Source organism: Marinomonas phaeophyticola, assembly GCF_026966905.1.
In the GTDB taxonomy this organism is placed as follows: domain Bacteria; phylum Pseudomonadota; class Gammaproteobacteria; order Pseudomonadales; family Marinomonadaceae; genus Marinomonas; species Marinomonas phaeophyticola.
Map to the genome: position 1 here is coordinate 130,074 of NZ_JAPUBN010000017.1, position 17,332 is coordinate 147,405.

General features: G+C 41.8%; 13 protein-coding genes. 12 read left to right on the plus strand and 1 reads right to left on the minus strand.

Going from position 1 to position 17,332, the window contains the following annotated elements; translation table 11 throughout:
• Window positions 1-206: 206 nt before the first annotated feature.
• The gene (locus O1D97_RS11915; protein ID WP_269125860.1) at window positions 207-1,034 is read left to right on the plus strand and encodes a 5'-nucleotidase, lipoprotein e(P4) family; all 828 of its coding nucleotides are present in this window, start codon (window positions 207-209) and stop codon (window positions 1,032-1,034) included.
• 98 nt (window positions 1,035-1,132) lie between these two features.
• Window positions 1,133-1,378 carry a VTT domain-containing protein gene (locus O1D97_RS11920; RefSeq protein WP_269125863.1) on the plus strand — a complete coding sequence of 82 codons (246 nt, stop codon included), beginning with the start codon at window positions 1,133-1,135 and terminating at the stop codon, window positions 1,376-1,378.
• Between the two features lie 25 nt (window positions 1,379-1,403).
• Here the strand turns inward: O1D97_RS11920 and O1D97_RS11925 are convergent, their stop codons facing one another.
• Entirely contained in the window at window positions 1,404-2,621 is a 1,218-nt protein-coding gene (locus tag O1D97_RS11925; RefSeq protein WP_269125865.1) for a BaiN/RdsA family NAD(P)/FAD-dependent oxidoreductase, read from the minus strand.
• 547 nt (window positions 2,622-3,168) lie between these two features.
• Between O1D97_RS11925 and O1D97_RS11930 the strand changes: the two genes are divergently transcribed.
• From O1D97_RS11930 to O1D97_RS11975, 10 genes are all read left to right on the plus strand, one after another.
• Window positions 3,169-3,753, plus strand: coding sequence for a hypothetical protein (locus tag O1D97_RS11930; RefSeq protein ID WP_269125867.1), 585 nt, complete (start codon window positions 3,169-3,171; stop codon window positions 3,751-3,753).
• A 344-nt stretch (window positions 3,754-4,097) separates the two neighbouring features.
• Window positions 4,098-5,405, plus strand: coding sequence for an imelysin family protein (locus O1D97_RS11935; protein WP_269125869.1), 1,308 nt, complete (start codon window positions 4,098-4,100; stop codon window positions 5,403-5,405).
• Between the two features lie 47 nt (window positions 5,406-5,452).
• Window positions 5,453-6,853, plus strand: coding sequence for a di-heme oxidoredictase family protein (locus O1D97_RS11940; RefSeq protein WP_269125871.1), 1,401 nt, complete (start codon window positions 5,453-5,455; stop codon window positions 6,851-6,853).
• Window positions 6,854-7,927 carry an imelysin family protein gene (locus O1D97_RS11945; protein ID WP_269125873.1) on the plus strand — a complete coding sequence of 358 codons (1,074 nt, stop codon included), beginning with the start codon at window positions 6,854-6,856 and terminating at the stop codon, window positions 7,925-7,927.
• Between the two features lie 5 nt (window positions 7,928-7,932).
• Window positions 7,933-9,066 carry a DUF1513 domain-containing protein gene (locus tag O1D97_RS11950; RefSeq protein ID WP_269125874.1) on the plus strand — a complete coding sequence of 378 codons (1,134 nt, stop codon included), beginning with the start codon at window positions 7,933-7,935 and terminating at the stop codon, window positions 9,064-9,066.
• Window positions 9,067-9,186: 120 nt separating this feature from the next.
• Window positions 9,187-11,472 (plus strand): GGDEF domain-containing phosphodiesterase, encoded by a 2,286-nt coding sequence (locus O1D97_RS11955; RefSeq protein ID WP_269125876.1) that lies wholly within the window; start codon window positions 9,187-9,189, stop codon window positions 11,470-11,472.
• Window positions 11,473-11,748: 276 nt separating this feature from the next.
• Window positions 11,749-14,115, plus strand: coding sequence for a hypothetical protein (locus O1D97_RS11960; protein ID WP_269125878.1), 2,367 nt, complete (start codon window positions 11,749-11,751; stop codon window positions 14,113-14,115).
• Window positions 14,116-14,148: 33 nt separating this feature from the next.
• Window positions 14,149-15,459: an OmpP1/FadL family transporter gene (locus tag O1D97_RS11965; RefSeq protein WP_269125880.1), complete on the plus strand. Its 1,311-nt coding sequence runs from the start codon at window positions 14,149-14,151 to the stop codon at window positions 15,457-15,459.
• Between the two features lie 216 nt (window positions 15,460-15,675).
• Window positions 15,676-16,761 (plus strand): TRAP transporter substrate-binding protein, encoded by a 1,086-nt coding sequence (locus tag O1D97_RS11970; protein ID WP_269125882.1) that lies wholly within the window; start codon window positions 15,676-15,678, stop codon window positions 16,759-16,761.
• 58 nt (window positions 16,762-16,819) lie between these two features.
• Window positions 16,820-17,185, plus strand: a complete 366-nt coding sequence (locus O1D97_RS11975; RefSeq protein WP_330221476.1) for a TRAP transporter small permease subunit — start codon at window positions 16,820-16,822, stop codon at window positions 17,183-17,185.
• Window positions 17,186-17,332 lie beyond the last annotated feature (147 nt).

Sequence of the window (17,332 nt, forward strand, 5' to 3'; positions counted from 1 at the left end):
AAACACTCCTAAAAAATAAAGACGAGCAATGACGCTTTTTCCTTCAATATCGCCTTACATTTACAGTGTTTCTTTCCCTTTATTAGGAGAAAACCTGATATTATATTCCCAAGCAGATCATGCACTTATCATCGGCTAATCATCTGATTGCGGATGTTTTTTGTAAGTTCGATAACCCCAAATCTTAATATGTTAGGAGTTCTAAAATGCGTCACTCTAGCTTACGTACTTTGGCTTTATCAGCCGTATTTATAGCCGGCAGCTTTTCCTTATCTGTACAAGCTCATGATGCCGAGTACTCTCAGAAAAACTTAAATGAGCAGTCCGTTTTAGCCGCCACTTGGATGCAAGCCTCTGGCGAATTTAAAGCCTTGTCTTACCAAGCCTTTAACCTTGCGAAAATGCAATTCGACACTTTCTCCGATTCTTACACAGGTAGCAAAAAAATTGCCGTTGTCGTCGATGCAGATGAAGCGGTTATCGACAACAGCGCGTACCAAACTTGGTTAATCGATAAAGACTTCGGTTACTCAAGCAAAACGTGGGCGAAATGGATGGACGCCAGCGAAGCCAAAGCCATGCCAGGCGCAAAAGACTTCCTAAATTACGTGGCAAACAATGGCGGTGAAGTGTTTTACGTGACGAACCGCAAAATCGTTGGCTTAGAAGGCACTCGTAAAAACCTTATTGAACTAGGTTTTCCATATGTTGACGATACACACCTAATGCTAAGAACCTCCACCAGCAACAAAGAACCTCGTCGTGAAATCATCGCAGAACACCACGACATCGCCTTGTTTATTGGTGATAACTTAAACGATTTCTCAAGCGACTTCCGCGTAGAAACGATTGAAGAAAGCCACGCAGCCGTTGAGAAAAACAAAGATTTGTTTGGTACTAAATTCATCGTATTACCAAACCCTTCTTATGGCGACTGGGAAGGCAAAGTGTACAAAGGCAACTGGGGCGCATCACCTGCTGAGAAATCTCAAATGCGTAAAGACGTTCTGAATACTTGGGAACCAAAAAACTAATCGCATCCACACGATTTAAAAAGGGGTCAGAACCCTTAAACACTCACACCGCTGAGATGCTAAACGCTATAGTATTTTTAAGGGTTCTGACCCCTTTTATGGAAGCGATTACCCTGTTTCAAAAACACGGTTTGGTGACCATACTTCTATCCAGAGCCATTCCTATTTTACCAGAGGTCTCTGCGTGTCTGGCTGGCATGATGAGGCTTCGATTTAGAACCTTTTTAAGCACTTGGCTAGCGAGTACCGTGCCTTATGCCTTTATTGCAACTTATGCGGGTTCCATTAGTTCCATTGATAACCCGAAGCCTGCAATATTTATAAAAAGGGGTCAGAACCCTTAACCACTGACCCCTTTTATTAATGAAATCAAACAAACTGCCCGGCGGCGTAGCCACTGGCCCATGCCCATTGGAAGTTATAGCCGCCAAGCCAACCGGTGACGTCCAGTACTTCACCAATAAAGTACAAGCCTGGTACATTTTTGGCTTCAAAGGTTTTTGAGGAGACAAATTCGGTATCGACTCCTCCTAGCGTCACTTCAGCGGTGCGGTAGCCTTCTGTACCGTTGGGCTTGATGATCCAGTTACTGAGTTGTTCAGAGATACGGTCTATTTTAGCGTTACTTAACTCACTGAAAGACCCCTGCCACTCATTTTCTTCGACTAATACTTGTACTAAGCGCTTTGGAAGCTGTTTCGTTAGCCATTTTTCTAATGTGGCTTTGGGTGAATCCTGGCGTAGTTGTATTAACTGAGCTTTGATATCTTGTTGTGGTATTAAGTTGATGAATATCGGGTGACCGGGTGTCCAAAAATTGGAGATTTGCAATATAGCAGGGCCACTGAGTCCTCTATGGGTAAATAACATGGGTTCAGTAAAGTGAGTATCGTTAAAGGAAGCGGTGACATCACTACTGACACCAGAAAGCTCAGCAAAACGCTCTTTGTCACTAGGTTGCAAGGTTAATGGCACTAGGCCTGCACGAGTCGGCAACACGGTTAGTCCAAATTGCTCCGCTACTTTATAACCAAAACCCGTAGCACCCATAGTAGGTATAGATAACCCACCGGTGGCTATCACCAAGGAATCGCATTCTATTATTCCGTTGGAAGTGTGAATGCGTTTGACGGAATGGAGACTGTCTTGCTCTGAATTGGTATCGGTTGGAATGTCTTCGACCTGTTCAATATTCGTGTTCAACTGAATGGTCACACCCGCCCATTCACATTCGGTCAGTAAGATAGCCAATAGATCTTTAGCCGAGTGTTCACAGAATAACTGACCGGGTGTTTTTTCCACATACTCCAGTCCGTGTCGATCAACAAGGTCAACAAAATCTTGCGGTGAATAACGCCTCAGCGCAGAGATGCAAAAATGCGCGTTGGAGGATAAAAAGTGTTTTGGCGAGGCGTCCATATTAGTGAAGTTACAACGCCCTCCTCCAGACATCAGGATTTTTTTACCGGCCTTATTTGCGTGGTCTAAAACCAACACAGATTTACCTCGATAACCTGCTGTGGCGGCACACATTAAACCAGAAGCACCGGCACCAATAATTACTACGTCAACTTTATTCACAATCATTCACATCTAAAAATAAGGCTGCATTATAAACCGTTGAATCCCTGTTAAAAAAATGCTTTTTTGATTTTCTGTTAAAAAAACCTGTCTTCTACCTCAATTTTTTCATGTGCTAAATTTGTCAATACGCTAAACAGATTCTTTCTGAGAAATATTTTTTTGATCCCGACCAAACTAAATGAGAAAAGATATTGACTTTGATTCTGTCCACAAAAACCGTGAAAAACACTGTGGGAACTGTCAATTTTTACTTTTAAAACAATAAGTTACAAAGCCGATACAATTACTTTCTTATTTTTTTAGCAACCATGTCAATAGGACTACAAGAAAAATTTACATTCTTTACGCTTAAATTTTTTATGTAATTTTATAAAACAAGTCTTATTCAACGATAGTGCGAACTAAATTTCCTCGCTTGTCATAATGAATATCACTTATTCAGAAATAAACACGCATTTCGAAAGTACGCTGTGGATATCTTTTTATTGACTACTGTTGTTTTGTACAGTACTGTATATCCATACACTGAAAATTGACCAAGGACACCCTTATGACCTCTTTGATTAATCGCGCTGTACCTAATTCGATGAAGCATATAATAGGACTGCTTTTAATTGTGGCTCTTTATGCACCGATGAAAGACATTATTAACCTCATTAGTGACTCTCTTAAACAGCACACTATAGAGCTGACAAATATTTCATTTGGCGGAGTCTTACCTTGGCAAGAAAGCCTGTCTAAGAGTGCTTACCAAAAAGTATCAACGACCAACACCTTAAGTACACCGCAACTTATTTATACCAAGTTAAAGTTTACTAATCCGACGAACAAAACCGTCATTTATCGTGATATCTGGCTTAACTTCGAGCACGAAAATGGCGCACTTGAATATACGACTGACTACAACCTCTACGATATGACAACACGGTCTCGTTTGGTTGGCCGCTCTATTGAATTAGGTCCTAATAGCTCAATAAGTGTCTTAGCCTCTTATCGCTTTATTCCTAGTTACCCAAACAGCACCCCTAAAAGTGTGACTGTCTCATGGGAAGGAGAAAACTTATTGAGAAACTCTGCGTGTAATTACAGTGTAAGCAATTCAAGCTTGAACTCTTTTTCTAAAACCTGCCTCTAATACTGTTCACTGATGTCGGTTTCGTATCAATGCTTGCCTTGTATATGACGAGGTAAGCACGGCTATGAGATACGTACAGCGATAAGGTACGCGACCGCATCGTTTATATTCGAAATACTTTCGCCCCTCCTTTATGTAGACAACCCTAGCTTTATCTTAATATGGCATTATTTTCAAAGCCCCCTTACCTTCTATAAGCAATATTTATACGCACTCGCAATATAATCAAAAACTCACTTCTTAAAGACTTTTTTTCAAAATAGGTGGAATAATTTCACTTAAATTATTGATAAGCATTATCATTTACATTATTGTATCCTTTAACTTTTAAAGGAGCCCATAAAATGAAACTTTCTTCCGCACCGATTTTTGCAGTATCTATAGTGGCTGCAGCATTACTGTCTGCCTGTAGCCAGAACCCAACTCAAGAACACACAGCCGTACCTATAGAGAGCTTAAAAAGTGCGGTTGTTGTTCAATATGCCGATATTGCTGAAGCCGTATATGAAGATTCTCTTATCACCGCGATGGCATTGCGTGATCAAATTCAGGTCTTTTTAGATCATCCGACTGAAAGCAACCTAGCAAAAGCGAAAGAAGCGTGGATTGCCGCTCGTGTCCCTTATCAACAAAGTGAAGTTTACCGCTTTGGTAATGCCATCGTTGATGATTGGGAAGGTAAAGTAAATGCGTGGCCTCTTGATGAAGGTTTAATCGATTATGTGGATACGAGCGCTTATGGCGAAGAGTCCGATGTTAACTCTCTTTACAGCGCGAATATCATTGCCAATAAAACTTTAACTATCGGCGGCTCCACGCTTGATGCAAGCAAGATAACGCCAGAGTTGATTGCCGAACATTTACACGAGGCCGATGGTGTAGAAGCAAATGTGGCCAGTGGCTATCATGCCATTGAGTTTCTACTATGGGGTCAAGATTTAAATGGCACAAACAAGGGTGCGGGTGAACGTCCAGCATCCGATTACGATCTGCAAAATTGCTCAAACGGTCACTGCGAACGCCGTAGAGAATATTTACTCGCAGCGACGGATCTATTGATCAGTGATTTAGAAGAAATGGCCCAAAATTGGAAACACGCCGGTGCAGCTCGTGTGGCATTGTTAGAACAATCCAGTGATCAAGGTTTATCGACTATTTTAACTGGCATGGGCAGCTTAGCTTATGGCGAGCTGGGTGGCGAAAGAACCAAATTAGGCTTATTGTTACATGACCCAGAAGAAGAGCATGATTGCTTCTCTGATAATACCCACTACTCACATTACTACGATGCAAAAGGTATTAAAAACGCCTACTTAGGTGAATACACTCGCATAGATGGCACATTAGTAAAAGGACCGTCTTTGTCTACTCTCGTTCAACAAGCGCAACCAAGCCTTGACGTGACAATGAAAGCGCGCTTAATGGCGACTGAAGCGGCCGCTCAAGTCATGGTTGACCAAGCAATGCAGGGCAACACTTTTGATGTCCTAATTGGTATGAACAATACGGCTGGCAATCAAGTTGTGAATAATTTCATTGATTCTTTAGTAAGTGAAACGCGTACAACTGAAGAAATTATTCGCCTATTGGATTTACAGGGAATCAGCCTTGAAGGATCTGATAGCCTTGATAACCCAGACAGCGTTTTTTAATATAAAGATCCATTAAATCGAACCATTTATTGAGAATTCGATCTAAAATGACATCACATTTCTGTTTTAACACACAGTTAAAGGCTGGCATCTGTGCCAGCCTTCTTTTTATACCCGTTTTAACTGCTGCCAGCCCCTCTTCCTCCTCACCTATATCTGATGCATCTAATCAAGACGCTGATTTTTCATCTGTATTAGGAGAAGCCATTTTTGAAAAACTATGGGCAAGTTCCCCATCGTCAACGTTAGCAAGCGATGGGTTGGGGCCACTGTTCAATGCTCGCTCCTGCCATACCTGCCATTTAAATGAAGGGGGAGGCAAAAGACCGAATGCAGGAGAGTCCACTCGCAATACCAGCACCTTTTTTATACGCTTAGGTTTAACTCAAGCGCCTGACGAACTCAAGTCTGAACACTCCGTGTGGCCTGATCCCATTTATGGTCATCAGCTGCAAACCCGAAGCGTGCAAGGGCTCATCGCAGAGCCCAGCTTTGCCATTATGTACGCTTCTAAAAACGTACGTTTTGATGATGGGACGATAATAGAGCTGTCCGTTCCTAGCTATAAGTTGGAAATGAACGAAGAGTTAAACAAGGGCATTTCAAGTATCCATCAGCATACCGGCTTATCAGCCCGTCTATCACCTCATTTAACAGGGATGGGGCTAATTGATGCACTTTCTGACGAGGCTATTTTGGCGAATGCCGATCCAGATGATCAAGACAAAGACGGTATAAGCGGTAGAGCTAACGTTGTTTGGGATAGAAAAACAGCCAGTTGGAAAATTGGCCGCTTTGGTTATAAAGCCACTCAGCCAACATTAGATCAACAGAATCAAAGTGCCTTTAATGGAGACATAGGCTTATCAACACCGCTTTTTCAAACTGCTTCTGGGGATTGTACCCAACAACAAATCACCTGTTTAAACGCACCTAATGGTAATTCTCCTCATTTAGACAACCTTGAAATTAACCAAAAACAAGTAAATTGGGTTAATATTTATCTTGGCACATTACCTGTGGTACGAATTCAAAATACCGCAACCGCGGCGTTTGAACAGGGGAAACAACAATTTATCGCGTTGAATTGCATAGCATGTCATGTACCTAAATACACAACGGCCACCAGCACTCTGTCTTCTACGCTCGAGAATCGCGTTATTCTCCCGTTTAGTGATTTCCTGTTACACGACATGGGAGACGCATTAGCCAGCGGCTTTACTGAATACTCAGCCTCTGCCCGTGAATGGCGTACAGCGCCTTTATGGGGAATGAGCAAGCGTCTAGCGAAAAACCCTCAAGGAGGATTTTTACATGACGGACGTGCAAAAACGATAAATGAAGCCATCCTATGGCATGGAGGTGAAGCCTCAGCGTCGCAAGCGGCTTATTTGTCTTCATCATTAAAGGATCGCAACGCATTACTTTATTTTTTGGAATCTTTATAAATGGCTCATACTACACATCTACTTTACTCTTCTGGTTTGCTTATTTCCTCTTTGCTGTTTTCTTCTGTATCCAGCGCAGCCCAATGGCAAGGGCCTCTTGAAGGTATTCAAAACACCTTTCTAAAACCAAAATATCAAGAATATCATGAGTCCGCAGAAACCCTGTCTCATGAAATCCAACAATTGTGCGCCGTACCAAATGAACAGCAGCTCTCCTCCACTCGTACGGCGTTTGAACACAACATGCTTGACTGGCAAGAAGTGCAATGGCTTAACTTTGGTCCAGTCAGTTATTTTATGCGTTTCTATGGGTTTCAATTCTGGCCAGATAAGAAAAGTATCACCACTAGGCAGCTACGCACGTTAAAACAAAATATTGATTCAACTTATAAAGACGGTTTTTGGAAAAAAGCCAGTATTGCTGTCAAAGGGTTAACAGCGATAGAAGCCATACTCTATCGCGACAGTTTCAATCCTATAAACGATAGCGTCAACTGCAATCTGCTTTACCAAATTGCTCAACATCATGCGGACACAACAGGGGATATTGCCGGAGAATGGCAAAACCACACAGTTGAAGAATGGGTTTTTGCGGAAGAAGACAGTGATACCGACTTACATACCTTGGCTCTTGAACAGCTGTTGCAGCAATGGCTAGAACATTTGTCCGTCTTAAAAGACAGTAAGATCGAAGTGCCTCTGGGATATAACGATAGAGCCAAACCAAAAATGGCCGAGTTTTATCAAAGTAAGCAGTCATTGAATGCTATTAAGCAGAACCTACAAACGTATATTGATCTGTATCATTCAGGTACACCGTCTTTATATGATTTATCATACAAGTTATATCCAGAACAGTCTCAAGCATTAGACGATCAGTTTTTAACAAGCCTCAATATTGCACAAACGTTACCGTCTGATCTATTTATGAATAAAACCGTCGCGAATACGGAAGCCAGTAAGCATCAGGTGGCTCTATTAGTAAAATCCATCTCCCAAAGCCAGTCACAACTGCAACAACTCATTGTGAAACTTGGATTTAACATTGGCTTTAACAGCCGGGATGGAGATTAATCGCGGTGAATCGTCGATCCTTTCTTAAATTGACCGGACTCAATATGTCACTATTGGGTATGGTTAACTCACCTTTATGGTCTACGAAAGCCCTTGCAACGGCTACGGCACCCGCTGTGAGTAGTCTTCATCAAGAGCACTTTGCGTCGGCCTTTACTGATAAACATCAACAACATCACCTAGCATTGCTTAAAAATAATGGCACTCTTGTTTGGAAACACGTTCTTGAGGCACGCGCTCATGCCCCCGTTTTCCATCCGAACAAGCCCATAGTCGCGATTGTAGCCCGACGACCTGGTTTTTACCTGGACCTTTTCGATACAGATACAGGTGAGCGACTAAAACAATTACAACCGACTTCTGGGCATCATTTCTATGGTCATGCTCTATTTTCCATAGACGGTAAGACATTAATCACTCAGGAAAATCATTATGCCTCTGGTGACGGGAAAATATTTGTCCGCGATTGGGAAACTGGCACTGTCCTTCACGAGTGGCCAAGTTATGGTATCGGCCCTCATCAGTCCTGCTTAATGGATAAAACCACGCTTGTTATCGCCAACGGAGGACTCAAGACACACCCGGATAATGATCGTAAAATAGAAAACATTGACAGTATGCAACCCAACGTCTCTTTTATCTCCTTAAAAGACGGTCGCCTTATGCACCAAGTTACCCACCCACCAGAGCTGCATCAACTGAGCATTCGTCATTTGCATGTCAACCAACAGGGTCAAGTAGCTGTTGCTTTTCAGTATCAAGGTCCAAAATGGGATACGGTTCCCTTAGTAGGCATTACAGATATTAAGTCGGATCACATCCAATACCTCACCATGCCCGAACCCATTCGTCAGCGCTTCAAACAATATTGCGGCAGCGTTCGCTTCGATGCGTCAGGAAAAGTATTAGCCGTAACAACACCAAGAGGAGGTTTGGTTGCATTTTGGTCAATGGAACAACAAGCCTTTTTAAATAACACCGTCTTAATGGACGTGTGTGGTTTAAAAGAAACCTCTAAGGCTTTCGAGTTTATGGTTTCAACTGGGAGAGGAAAGTTTTTTCATATCAACGCACTGGAAAAAAAGGCGCAACTAGTACAAAAATTCAACGACCTACAGTGGGATAACCATTTAACGTAAGAAAAGTATCACTTTCACTCGAAATCGTATTGGCTAATTCGATTTTTTTCGTTACTGTTGAAGTCACTCGTGATCGCTTCTGTCTATTTTTCGCGATCTTTTTATAAGTAAAGCGACTATATGTTTAAAAATTTTATAAAAGATTTTTTTTTAATCAGTTCTAAACAATTGTCTCGATACGACACAAAGACCTTCCAACTGAGTGCTCTACGCATTATGGTGGTATGTGGATTTGTATCGATTTCAGGTATAGTCATACATAATTCTTGGTATGCGATCCAAGAAGGCAACCAAGCGGCCTTACTTGTTAATGCCTTTTATTTAGTTGGCGCATTGCTTCCCCTCGTTTTTAATAAAATGCTCCCTAAAAACACGGCACGCTACTGTCTATTTATCGTTGGCTCCAGTGGGTTCGTGTTTGCCGCCACTATAAAAAATGAAGGCATACTGCAAGTTGCGTTAATACTCATGTATATATTGCCAACCTTTACAGGAATCTTCTTTAATTATAAATACGCCATTTACGCCAGTTTTTTCAACTTAATAACCCTTGCCGTCATTCTAACGAAGACAAACTTTAACTTTTTCCCTACTGTCGATATTTCACTGCCGTTTTCATCTCATTATTTACATATACTCATATTCGTCGCCTTCAATGTGGCATTACCGTTCGCGGTATCTCGTGTTTTCTTTGCATTAGAGTCTAATTCACGTCACGTTCAATCACTTTATCGACGCCTAAATCATAACTCGGCTCTTTATGAGGAGATTTTTGAGCATACAGGAACACCTACTCTTTTGTGTAATCGTCATGGCAAGATTCTCAAGGCCAATAAAGAAGCAAAAGAGTTGCTTGATAAAAATAACACCAATTCTATTGAAAACTCTATGATCAACACTTGGATGTCACCGCTTGGTAAAAACTCATCAGGTCATTACTTTTGGGAGTCTAACTCAACAGAGTGTTCTATTAAGCTTTCTCCAGATACACATTTAGAATTGCATCGATCCAACCTAACGACCCATGATCATTATGTATTGCACTTACAAAACATCACTCACTTAAAAGCATTGAAGTTAGAGCTGGTTAATACACAAGAAACCAATAGCCGTATTGTGCGTTTTGATGCGTTAACTCAATTTGCGAACCACGGTCATTTTTGCTCTCAAGTCAATAAACGCCTTTCTGCATCAAACCAAATGGGTACGGGTGCCATGTTTATTATTCGTATTAGCCAATTTAAACTACTGAATAAGCGCTATGGTAAAGATCAAGCTAATCGAATCATTCTGGCTTTTGCAAAATCATTGCAGAATAAAATGTCTGATCAAGCCATTATTGGTCGCTTAAGAGGGGTGAAATTTGCCTGCTTTGTTCCTCTTAGCCATACTTATTTTATACAACGTAATCTTTCTTCCTTAATTCAATCTATTTTACCTGAACAGCTAAAAATCAAGAATGATCTGTTAACGATGCAATATCAAATCGGTGTAACCTATTTCCCGGCGGATGGAAAAAGCGCCGAAGACTTGTTAGAGCATTGCGAAATGGCTTTAGAGTATACCAACGAGGCGGAACGGGTTTCCTACTTTGATCATGCTCTGGAAGAAAAATTATTTGAAGAACACCAGCTAGGCATGGAATTAAATGCCGCCATTAAAAGAAATGACATTCGAATTTGGTTACAACCTCAGGTTTCTCCGACTGGTCAAATTGTATCCTTCGAAGCGCTAGCTCGATGGCAGAAAAAAGATGGCACATTTGTTTCTCCAATGATATTCATCCGTATTGCTGAAACATTGGGTTTGCTCCCCCAATTAGCCGAAAATTTGCTTCGTGAACTTTTTTCTATTTTGCAAGTTTGGCATCGCGAGAAAATTAATACGCCTGTTGCCTTTAATCTAGCAGGACAAGAGCTAATGAATGACTCTTTCTTTGCTCTACTTATGTCAATGAACGCCGATTATCCCTGGCTGTCAAAAATGCTTGAACTTGAAATAACTGAAACCAGTGAAGTCATGACACATCCATTAATCCATAAGAGATTAAGAGCCTTATCTCAATATGGTTTCTCCATAGCCATTGATGACTTTGGCACAGGACAAGCTTCATTAGGGCAACTGGTGGATATCCCTGCCAACATCTTAAAAATTGATCGACGCTTTATTTCGCCCTTACCAGATGATGCCCGTCATCTTGATATTGTAAAATCAACCATACAGTTGGCGGACTCCCTTAATATGAAAGTTATTGCCGAAGGAATTGAAACAAAAGAACAAGCTAACTTGCTCATTTCACTAGGTTGCCTTACTCTTCAAGGGTACTACTATGGAAAGCCTACTCCTAGCCAAGAGTGGACTGACAACAATCACGCTAAAGCAAAAGAATTAAGAATGGTATACTAAGTCTAAATAGGGAAAATAAACAATGGACAGTTTTGTAAAATACCGAAATTTTATTCTCCAAGTTTATACCATATATATCCCTTCCAAATATGACGAACCCATTTCAGTAAAATATCCATTTAATCTTCTGAAAACCTGTTTTTAATGTGATTTTGCTATTTATTTTTATACCAAATAAACATAAAGTAAGTTATACATAATGCATATCGGTAATATCAAGATACTAAGTTTAAAAATAACGCTTTAACTCGAAAACAAAAAAAGAGTGAGATTAAGATGAATAAAACCGTACTCGCTACCTTAATTGCAACAACAGTAGCTTTAACTGGGTGTAACCAAGCGGAAAAATTGGTTGATAATGATGATATTTCAAAGACCGCTAACCCTACTGCTGCAACAGTTGATGACCCTATTGTTAGCTTTAATCCTACAAATGGCGTCCTATCTACGCCGAATGATATATTAATGGAAGATGGGTCATTAGACCCAGTAACCGCCGGTCGACTATCACGCATACCAAACCAAGCTTCCGCTGATGTTTATTCCTCTACCGCTCAACTTGATGGCTGGGGTATAAGTAGCCCATTTACCATTGCGATAGAACTACCAGACCAAGAAAAAACGCTTTCTACACTAGATGCAAGCTCCGTTAGCCAAAGTGATTCCGTATTACTATTTGAATGCGCACAAGGAACCAGCTTTGCATCAGGCACCTGTACCGCAAATCCCGCATCGATAACGCAGTTGGTTCATGGTACAGATTACTCAACATCTGCCAGCACTTCTGGCATTGTTGTAACCCCATTAAAACCATTAAAAAGCAATACCAGTTACTTCTATTTAGTCACTAATAAAACCAAAGACAATTTCGGCCAAGCCGTTACTCGTTCTGATACATTTAATGCGTTAAGTGAAACACCCGTGGCAAACCTTGGTGCTAATGCAGCGCTAGGTACATTGATTCAAGGTATGAATACAACGGGCGCTTTCTTAGCTCAAATAGAAGCGGCCGACATTACCTATTCTGCCACATTCACAACCCAGTCTATTGAACCGGTTGCTCAAGCTGTAATGGACAAAATTGTTGCGGACAATGGTTTATTAACAAACCTTGTCAATACCGGTTTAACGGCTAGACAAATATTAGCCGCCAATTTTGGTGTTACTCTAGATGACAATTCGTCTGCCGCTTTTGTCGCAGATAACACCCTTGTTTATCAGGCTGAATTAGATCTGCCTTACTTCTTACCTTATCCTGGAGTGACAATTCCTGGACTAAACACTTGTGCAACTGGCATCACTTTATGTGGCAACTGGCAGAACAGCGCTGGACAAGCTGTTTGGAAAGGCGGCCCAGAACCGGTTGAACCAACTCAAGTAATTGGCCAACCTAATCTTGTAAAAGTACAAATTACTGTTCCAAGCGCAACATTGATTGCTGCGATGAATGCTCAAAATCCAAGCGCTCCTATTACTGAAATTCCGATTGTACAATTCGTTCATGGAATCACCGCAATCAAAGAAACGGTCTTCCCTATTGCTCCTGCATTTGCAAGTCAAGGCATGATAACCATTGCCATAGATCAACCGTTACACGGTTCGCGTTCTGCCAATGTCGATGCAGACTCTGAATATGAAGTAACAGCAACAGACCCAAGCTACGGCAGTCTTTACCAAAACGGCAGCGCAGCCGTCTTTGGTAACTTAGCTAGCTTGTTAACGGCCCGTGACAACTTAAGACAAGCCGCCAGTGATCAGCTCGCACTAAAATATGCTATTCGCAATTCAGATCTGTCTGCCCTTAACACGGCAACAGGATTAACCGTTAATAAAGACAAAACCAGTTTACTAGGTGTTTCTTTAGGCTCGATTATCGGAACCATGGTTCAAGGGATGTCCGAAATTTATAATGGCTCAGGCTCAACCCCTGTGACTGGCACAGAAAACCCATTCCTTTATACCGCATCAGCGCTTACGGTTAATGGAGCACAGACTGCCGCAATAATGGGATATTCTCCTACCTTTGGACCCATTGTTAAAAGCACACTAACGCAAACTAATGGTTTCGCTGGATCGGTTGCTTCAGCAGTAGGCTATACACCTGCCGAAGTGATTGGTTTTAGAGACAGCACAGATCCTGTGGCTAATGAAACCTTTAATCAAATCGTTAATTTGTCCTACAGCAGCTTTATTTCAGCTTTCGTCAATGGCGCACAAACGGTTGTTGATGGCGGAGACTCTATTGCTTGGGCCGCTAAAACAACGACGACACCAACCTTGGTTACTCAAATTGTAGGTAATGGTGTTAATCTAAGCGATCAAACAATACCAAATAACTTAACTGAAGATGGATTTCCATTAGCAGGCACCAAAGGGGTTATTGAGTCACTAAATCTTACAAAAATATCCGGTACAGCCGCTTCTGCAGCCGGACAAAGAGTCTATACTAATTTCCTAGTTGGTAAGCACACCAGTATTTTAAGTAATACGGCTAGCGACACAGAGCAAGCTAAATTTGGACTCACCGTTGAAGCCGCTGCACGTGCCACTACTGAGATGCAATCTCAAGTGATTAGTTTCTTGAAATCTGAAGGTCGTCTAGTTCAATCGGCAACCTCAGATCCATCAAGTACAATCCAATAATAGCCTTACCACTCAACGACTTAGGAGAACAATATGTTTAAATATACAAAATTGAGCACTGGTATTGCTTTAGCCTCTTTGGTTATAACATCTCAAACTGTAAATGCAGCCGGCTTTGCTTTAAATGATCACAGTGCGACAGCATCAGGCAACGCGCTTGCAGGTGTTGCTGCAAGCAATGAAGATATCTCTACCAGTTTTTGGAACCCTGCGAATCTCGCAAATACAGATAAACCGACGCTTTATATTTCCGGAGCCCTGGTCATTCCGGATATGAAAGTGACCGTAAACTCAGCCACGGATGCAACAGGCAACGACTTAACGGGCGCAAGTTCTCCGGGTGACATTGTAGATACGACTCTTGTTCCTTCTATTGTGTATGCACACCCGATATCAAAGAAAACCGTACTGGGGGCGTCACTTAATGTTCCTTTTGGACTTTCAGGAGAATATGGACCTAACTGGGCGGGGCGTTACCACTCATCTAAATCAGAAGTGTCTGACATTGCTTTTGCATTTTCTGTTGCTCACAAGTACTCCGACAAACTCTCTGTTGGCGCCAGTGTTCAATTACATAGCGCGGAAGTTATCTTAGATTCAGCGTTAACGGATTTCCAAGGTGGTAACAGTGCCAAGGGAGATGGCTTCGGTAACATCCAAGCAGATGATTTGGCTGTTGGCTATGCTCTTGGTATCAAATTTGAACCTCAAAAAGGTACTCGTATCGGTATTGGCTATCGCTCAGAAATAGACTTTAGCTTTGAAGGGGATGTTAAATACAACAATGTCAATTCAACTCTTCTCAGCAAAGGCATTGATAATGCCTATGTTTTTGATGAGATCTCCTTCCCTGACGTTCTATCCTTTGGCTTCGAGCAAGATATTAACGACAAACTAACCCTTGGGGCCAGCGCAATACGAACAGGCTGGGGGACAATGGATGGCTTAGACATCGCCTTTGATCTAGGCGACGACAATGTGAAGCAGCCTAATTCGGTACTTACTTTTGGCTTTGAAGACCAATGGCTATACTCCATTGGCGCAACCTATAAAGCCTCTAAGAAACTCACCCTTAGAACAGGCTATGCCGTTGATAACTCTCCAATAACAGATCAATATCGTTCAGCGAGAACACCGGACGGTGACCGTACTTGGATTTCACTTGGTGCAAGCTATCAAGTTAATCAAGAGATGACTCTTACCGCCGCCTATACTAACGTTAGTATCGATGATGTGAAAGTAAACCGTAATGGCGCGCCTGAAGACTCAGTTCGAGGCCGGTTAGATGCTGATTATGAAACCTCTGCAGATGTCTTCTCAGTAGGTATGAATATGACTTTCTAAGATTTTCAAATCAACCTAAAGATCACTACTCACAAAAAACCAGCCTTATCGCTGGTTTTTTTCATCCTGCCGTACGTAGTAATACGTATGCCAACTACGTAATTCCCGAGCAAAACTTCGGTATTCATACGAATAGTTTACAAGGGCTTTACACGCGATTATGTAAGGGCTTTAACAACAAACAATAATAATCAACAATGCAGGATGATAAAAACAATGATGTCCTTTAAAACAACGACGTTACTTGCTGCGACCGCAGTGACTCTTACCGCTTTTTCCATGCCATCCATGGCGGCAGACAAAGTGTACCGCTTAAAAATGGCTGAGACTTGGGCCTCCAACTTCCCTATTTTTGGTGAAGCGCCACGAAATATGGCAAAAATGGCTGAAGAAATGTCCGGCGGCCGTCTAAAAATCACAATCGATTCTTCTAACAAACACAAAGCCCCACTGGGTATTTTCGATATGGTTCGCTCAGGCCAATATGACATGGGTCATTCCGCCTCTTATTATTGGAAAGGTAAAGTACCTAACACGCTTTATTTTACCACCATGCCATTTGGCATGATTACGCCTGAACAATACGGTTGGTTCTATCACGGCGGCGGCATGGAGTTAATGGAAAAAGTCTACCAACCTTTTGGCTTGATGTCTTTCCCTGGTGGCAATACGGGTAACCAAATGGGGGGCTGGTTCCAAAAAGAAATCAATTCTCTTGATGACCTTCAAGGTCTAAAAATGCGTATTCCTGGGTTCGCTGGTGAAGTACTGGCAAAACTCGGTGCTAAACCAACAAATATCGCTTCTGGCGAACTTTATACAGCTCTAGAGCGTAACACCATTGATGCACTTGAGTGGGTTGGACCGTCACTTGATTTACGTATGGGCTTCCACAAAATTGCGCCCTACTACTACACTGGTTGGCATGAACCTGCAACAGAACTGCAGTTCCTAGTCAACAAACGTTCATTCGATCGTCTACCTGAAGACCTACAACGAATACTGACCACATCAATGAAACTGGCGTCTTATGAAATGTATGTGCAGTCATATCATGAAAGTGGTACAAACTGGGTAACCATGAAATCTGAATACCCAAATGTTCAGGTGAAGACCTTCCCGAAAGACGTTCTTGCAGCAATGAAAAAAGCCAATCAAGAGCTACTTGAAGAGAAAGCCGCTGCTGATCCATTAGCAAAAGAGATCCTAGACTCTCAAGCTGAATACCTAAAAACAGCACGTGTATGGACCAACATTTCTGATAGAGCGTATCTAGACAGCTTAGAAACCATTTCAGAATAACCCTCTATCATGGCAGGCCCCCTCTTGCCTGCCATGCCTTAATGTCTAGGAGTTCCTTATGTTATTAATTCGCCTAGAACGCGGCATTGCTCGTTTTACCAATCTATTAGGCATGCTTTCTGCTGTTCTTTTCATTCTGCTACTTTTTAATGTGTTTTATGACGTATTGATGCGTTATGCCTTTAACGACGTCTCTATTGGTATGCAAGAGTTAGAATGGCATTTATACGCATCCATATTTTTAATTGGTATTCCTTATGGCATTCAAAACGGTGGCCATGTTCGTGTCGATTTAATTTATGAAAATCTATCCATCAAAGGTAAAGCATGGATTGATTTATTCGGCAGCATTTTTTTCTTTTACCTTTTACCTTACTGGTTGCTTATTACGGAGTTTTCTTCTCTCACGAAGCTTTTTTATTAGGCGAAACCAGTGGCGACCCGGGTGGACTACCTTATCGTTGGATTATAAAAGCCGTCATTCCTTTTGCCTTCTTTTCTATGGCAATCGCAGGTGTGGGGATGCTTTTGCGCTCTATTAACGCCATTCGCGGTGTGAGTGAGGAAGGTT

Coding starts and splice junctions, on each gene's coding strand:
- O1D97_RS11915 (WP_269125860.1), top strand. CDS start 207: ATGCGTCACTCTAGCTTACGTACTTTGGCTTTATCAGCCGTATTTATA.
- O1D97_RS11920 (WP_269125863.1), top strand. CDS start 1,133: ATGGAAGCGATTACCCTGTTTCAAAAACACGGTTTGGTGACCATACTT.
- O1D97_RS11925 (WP_269125865.1), bottom strand. CDS start 2,621: ATGATTGTGAATAAAGTTGACGTAGTAATTATTGGTGCCGGTGCTTCT.
- O1D97_RS11930 (WP_269125867.1), top strand. CDS start 3,169: ATGACCTCTTTGATTAATCGCGCTGTACCTAATTCGATGAAGCATATA.
- O1D97_RS11935 (WP_269125869.1), top strand. CDS start 4,098: ATGAAACTTTCTTCCGCACCGATTTTTGCAGTATCTATAGTGGCTGCA.
- O1D97_RS11940 (WP_269125871.1), top strand. CDS start 5,453: ATGACATCACATTTCTGTTTTAACACACAGTTAAAGGCTGGCATCTGT.
- O1D97_RS11945 (WP_269125873.1), top strand. CDS start 6,854: ATGGCTCATACTACACATCTACTTTACTCTTCTGGTTTGCTTATTTCC.
- O1D97_RS11955 (WP_269125876.1), top strand. CDS start 9,187: ATGTTTAAAAATTTTATAAAAGATTTTTTTTTAATCAGTTCTAAACAA.
- O1D97_RS11960 (WP_269125878.1), top strand. CDS start 11,749: ATGAATAAAACCGTACTCGCTACCTTAATTGCAACAACAGTAGCTTTA.
- O1D97_RS11965 (WP_269125880.1), top strand. CDS start 14,149: ATGTTTAAATATACAAAATTGAGCACTGGTATTGCTTTAGCCTCTTTG.
- O1D97_RS11970 (WP_269125882.1), top strand. CDS start 15,676: ATGATGTCCTTTAAAACAACGACGTTACTTGCTGCGACCGCAGTGACT.
- O1D97_RS11975 (WP_330221476.1), top strand. CDS start 16,820: ATGTTATTAATTCGCCTAGAACGCGGCATTGCTCGTTTTACCAATCTA.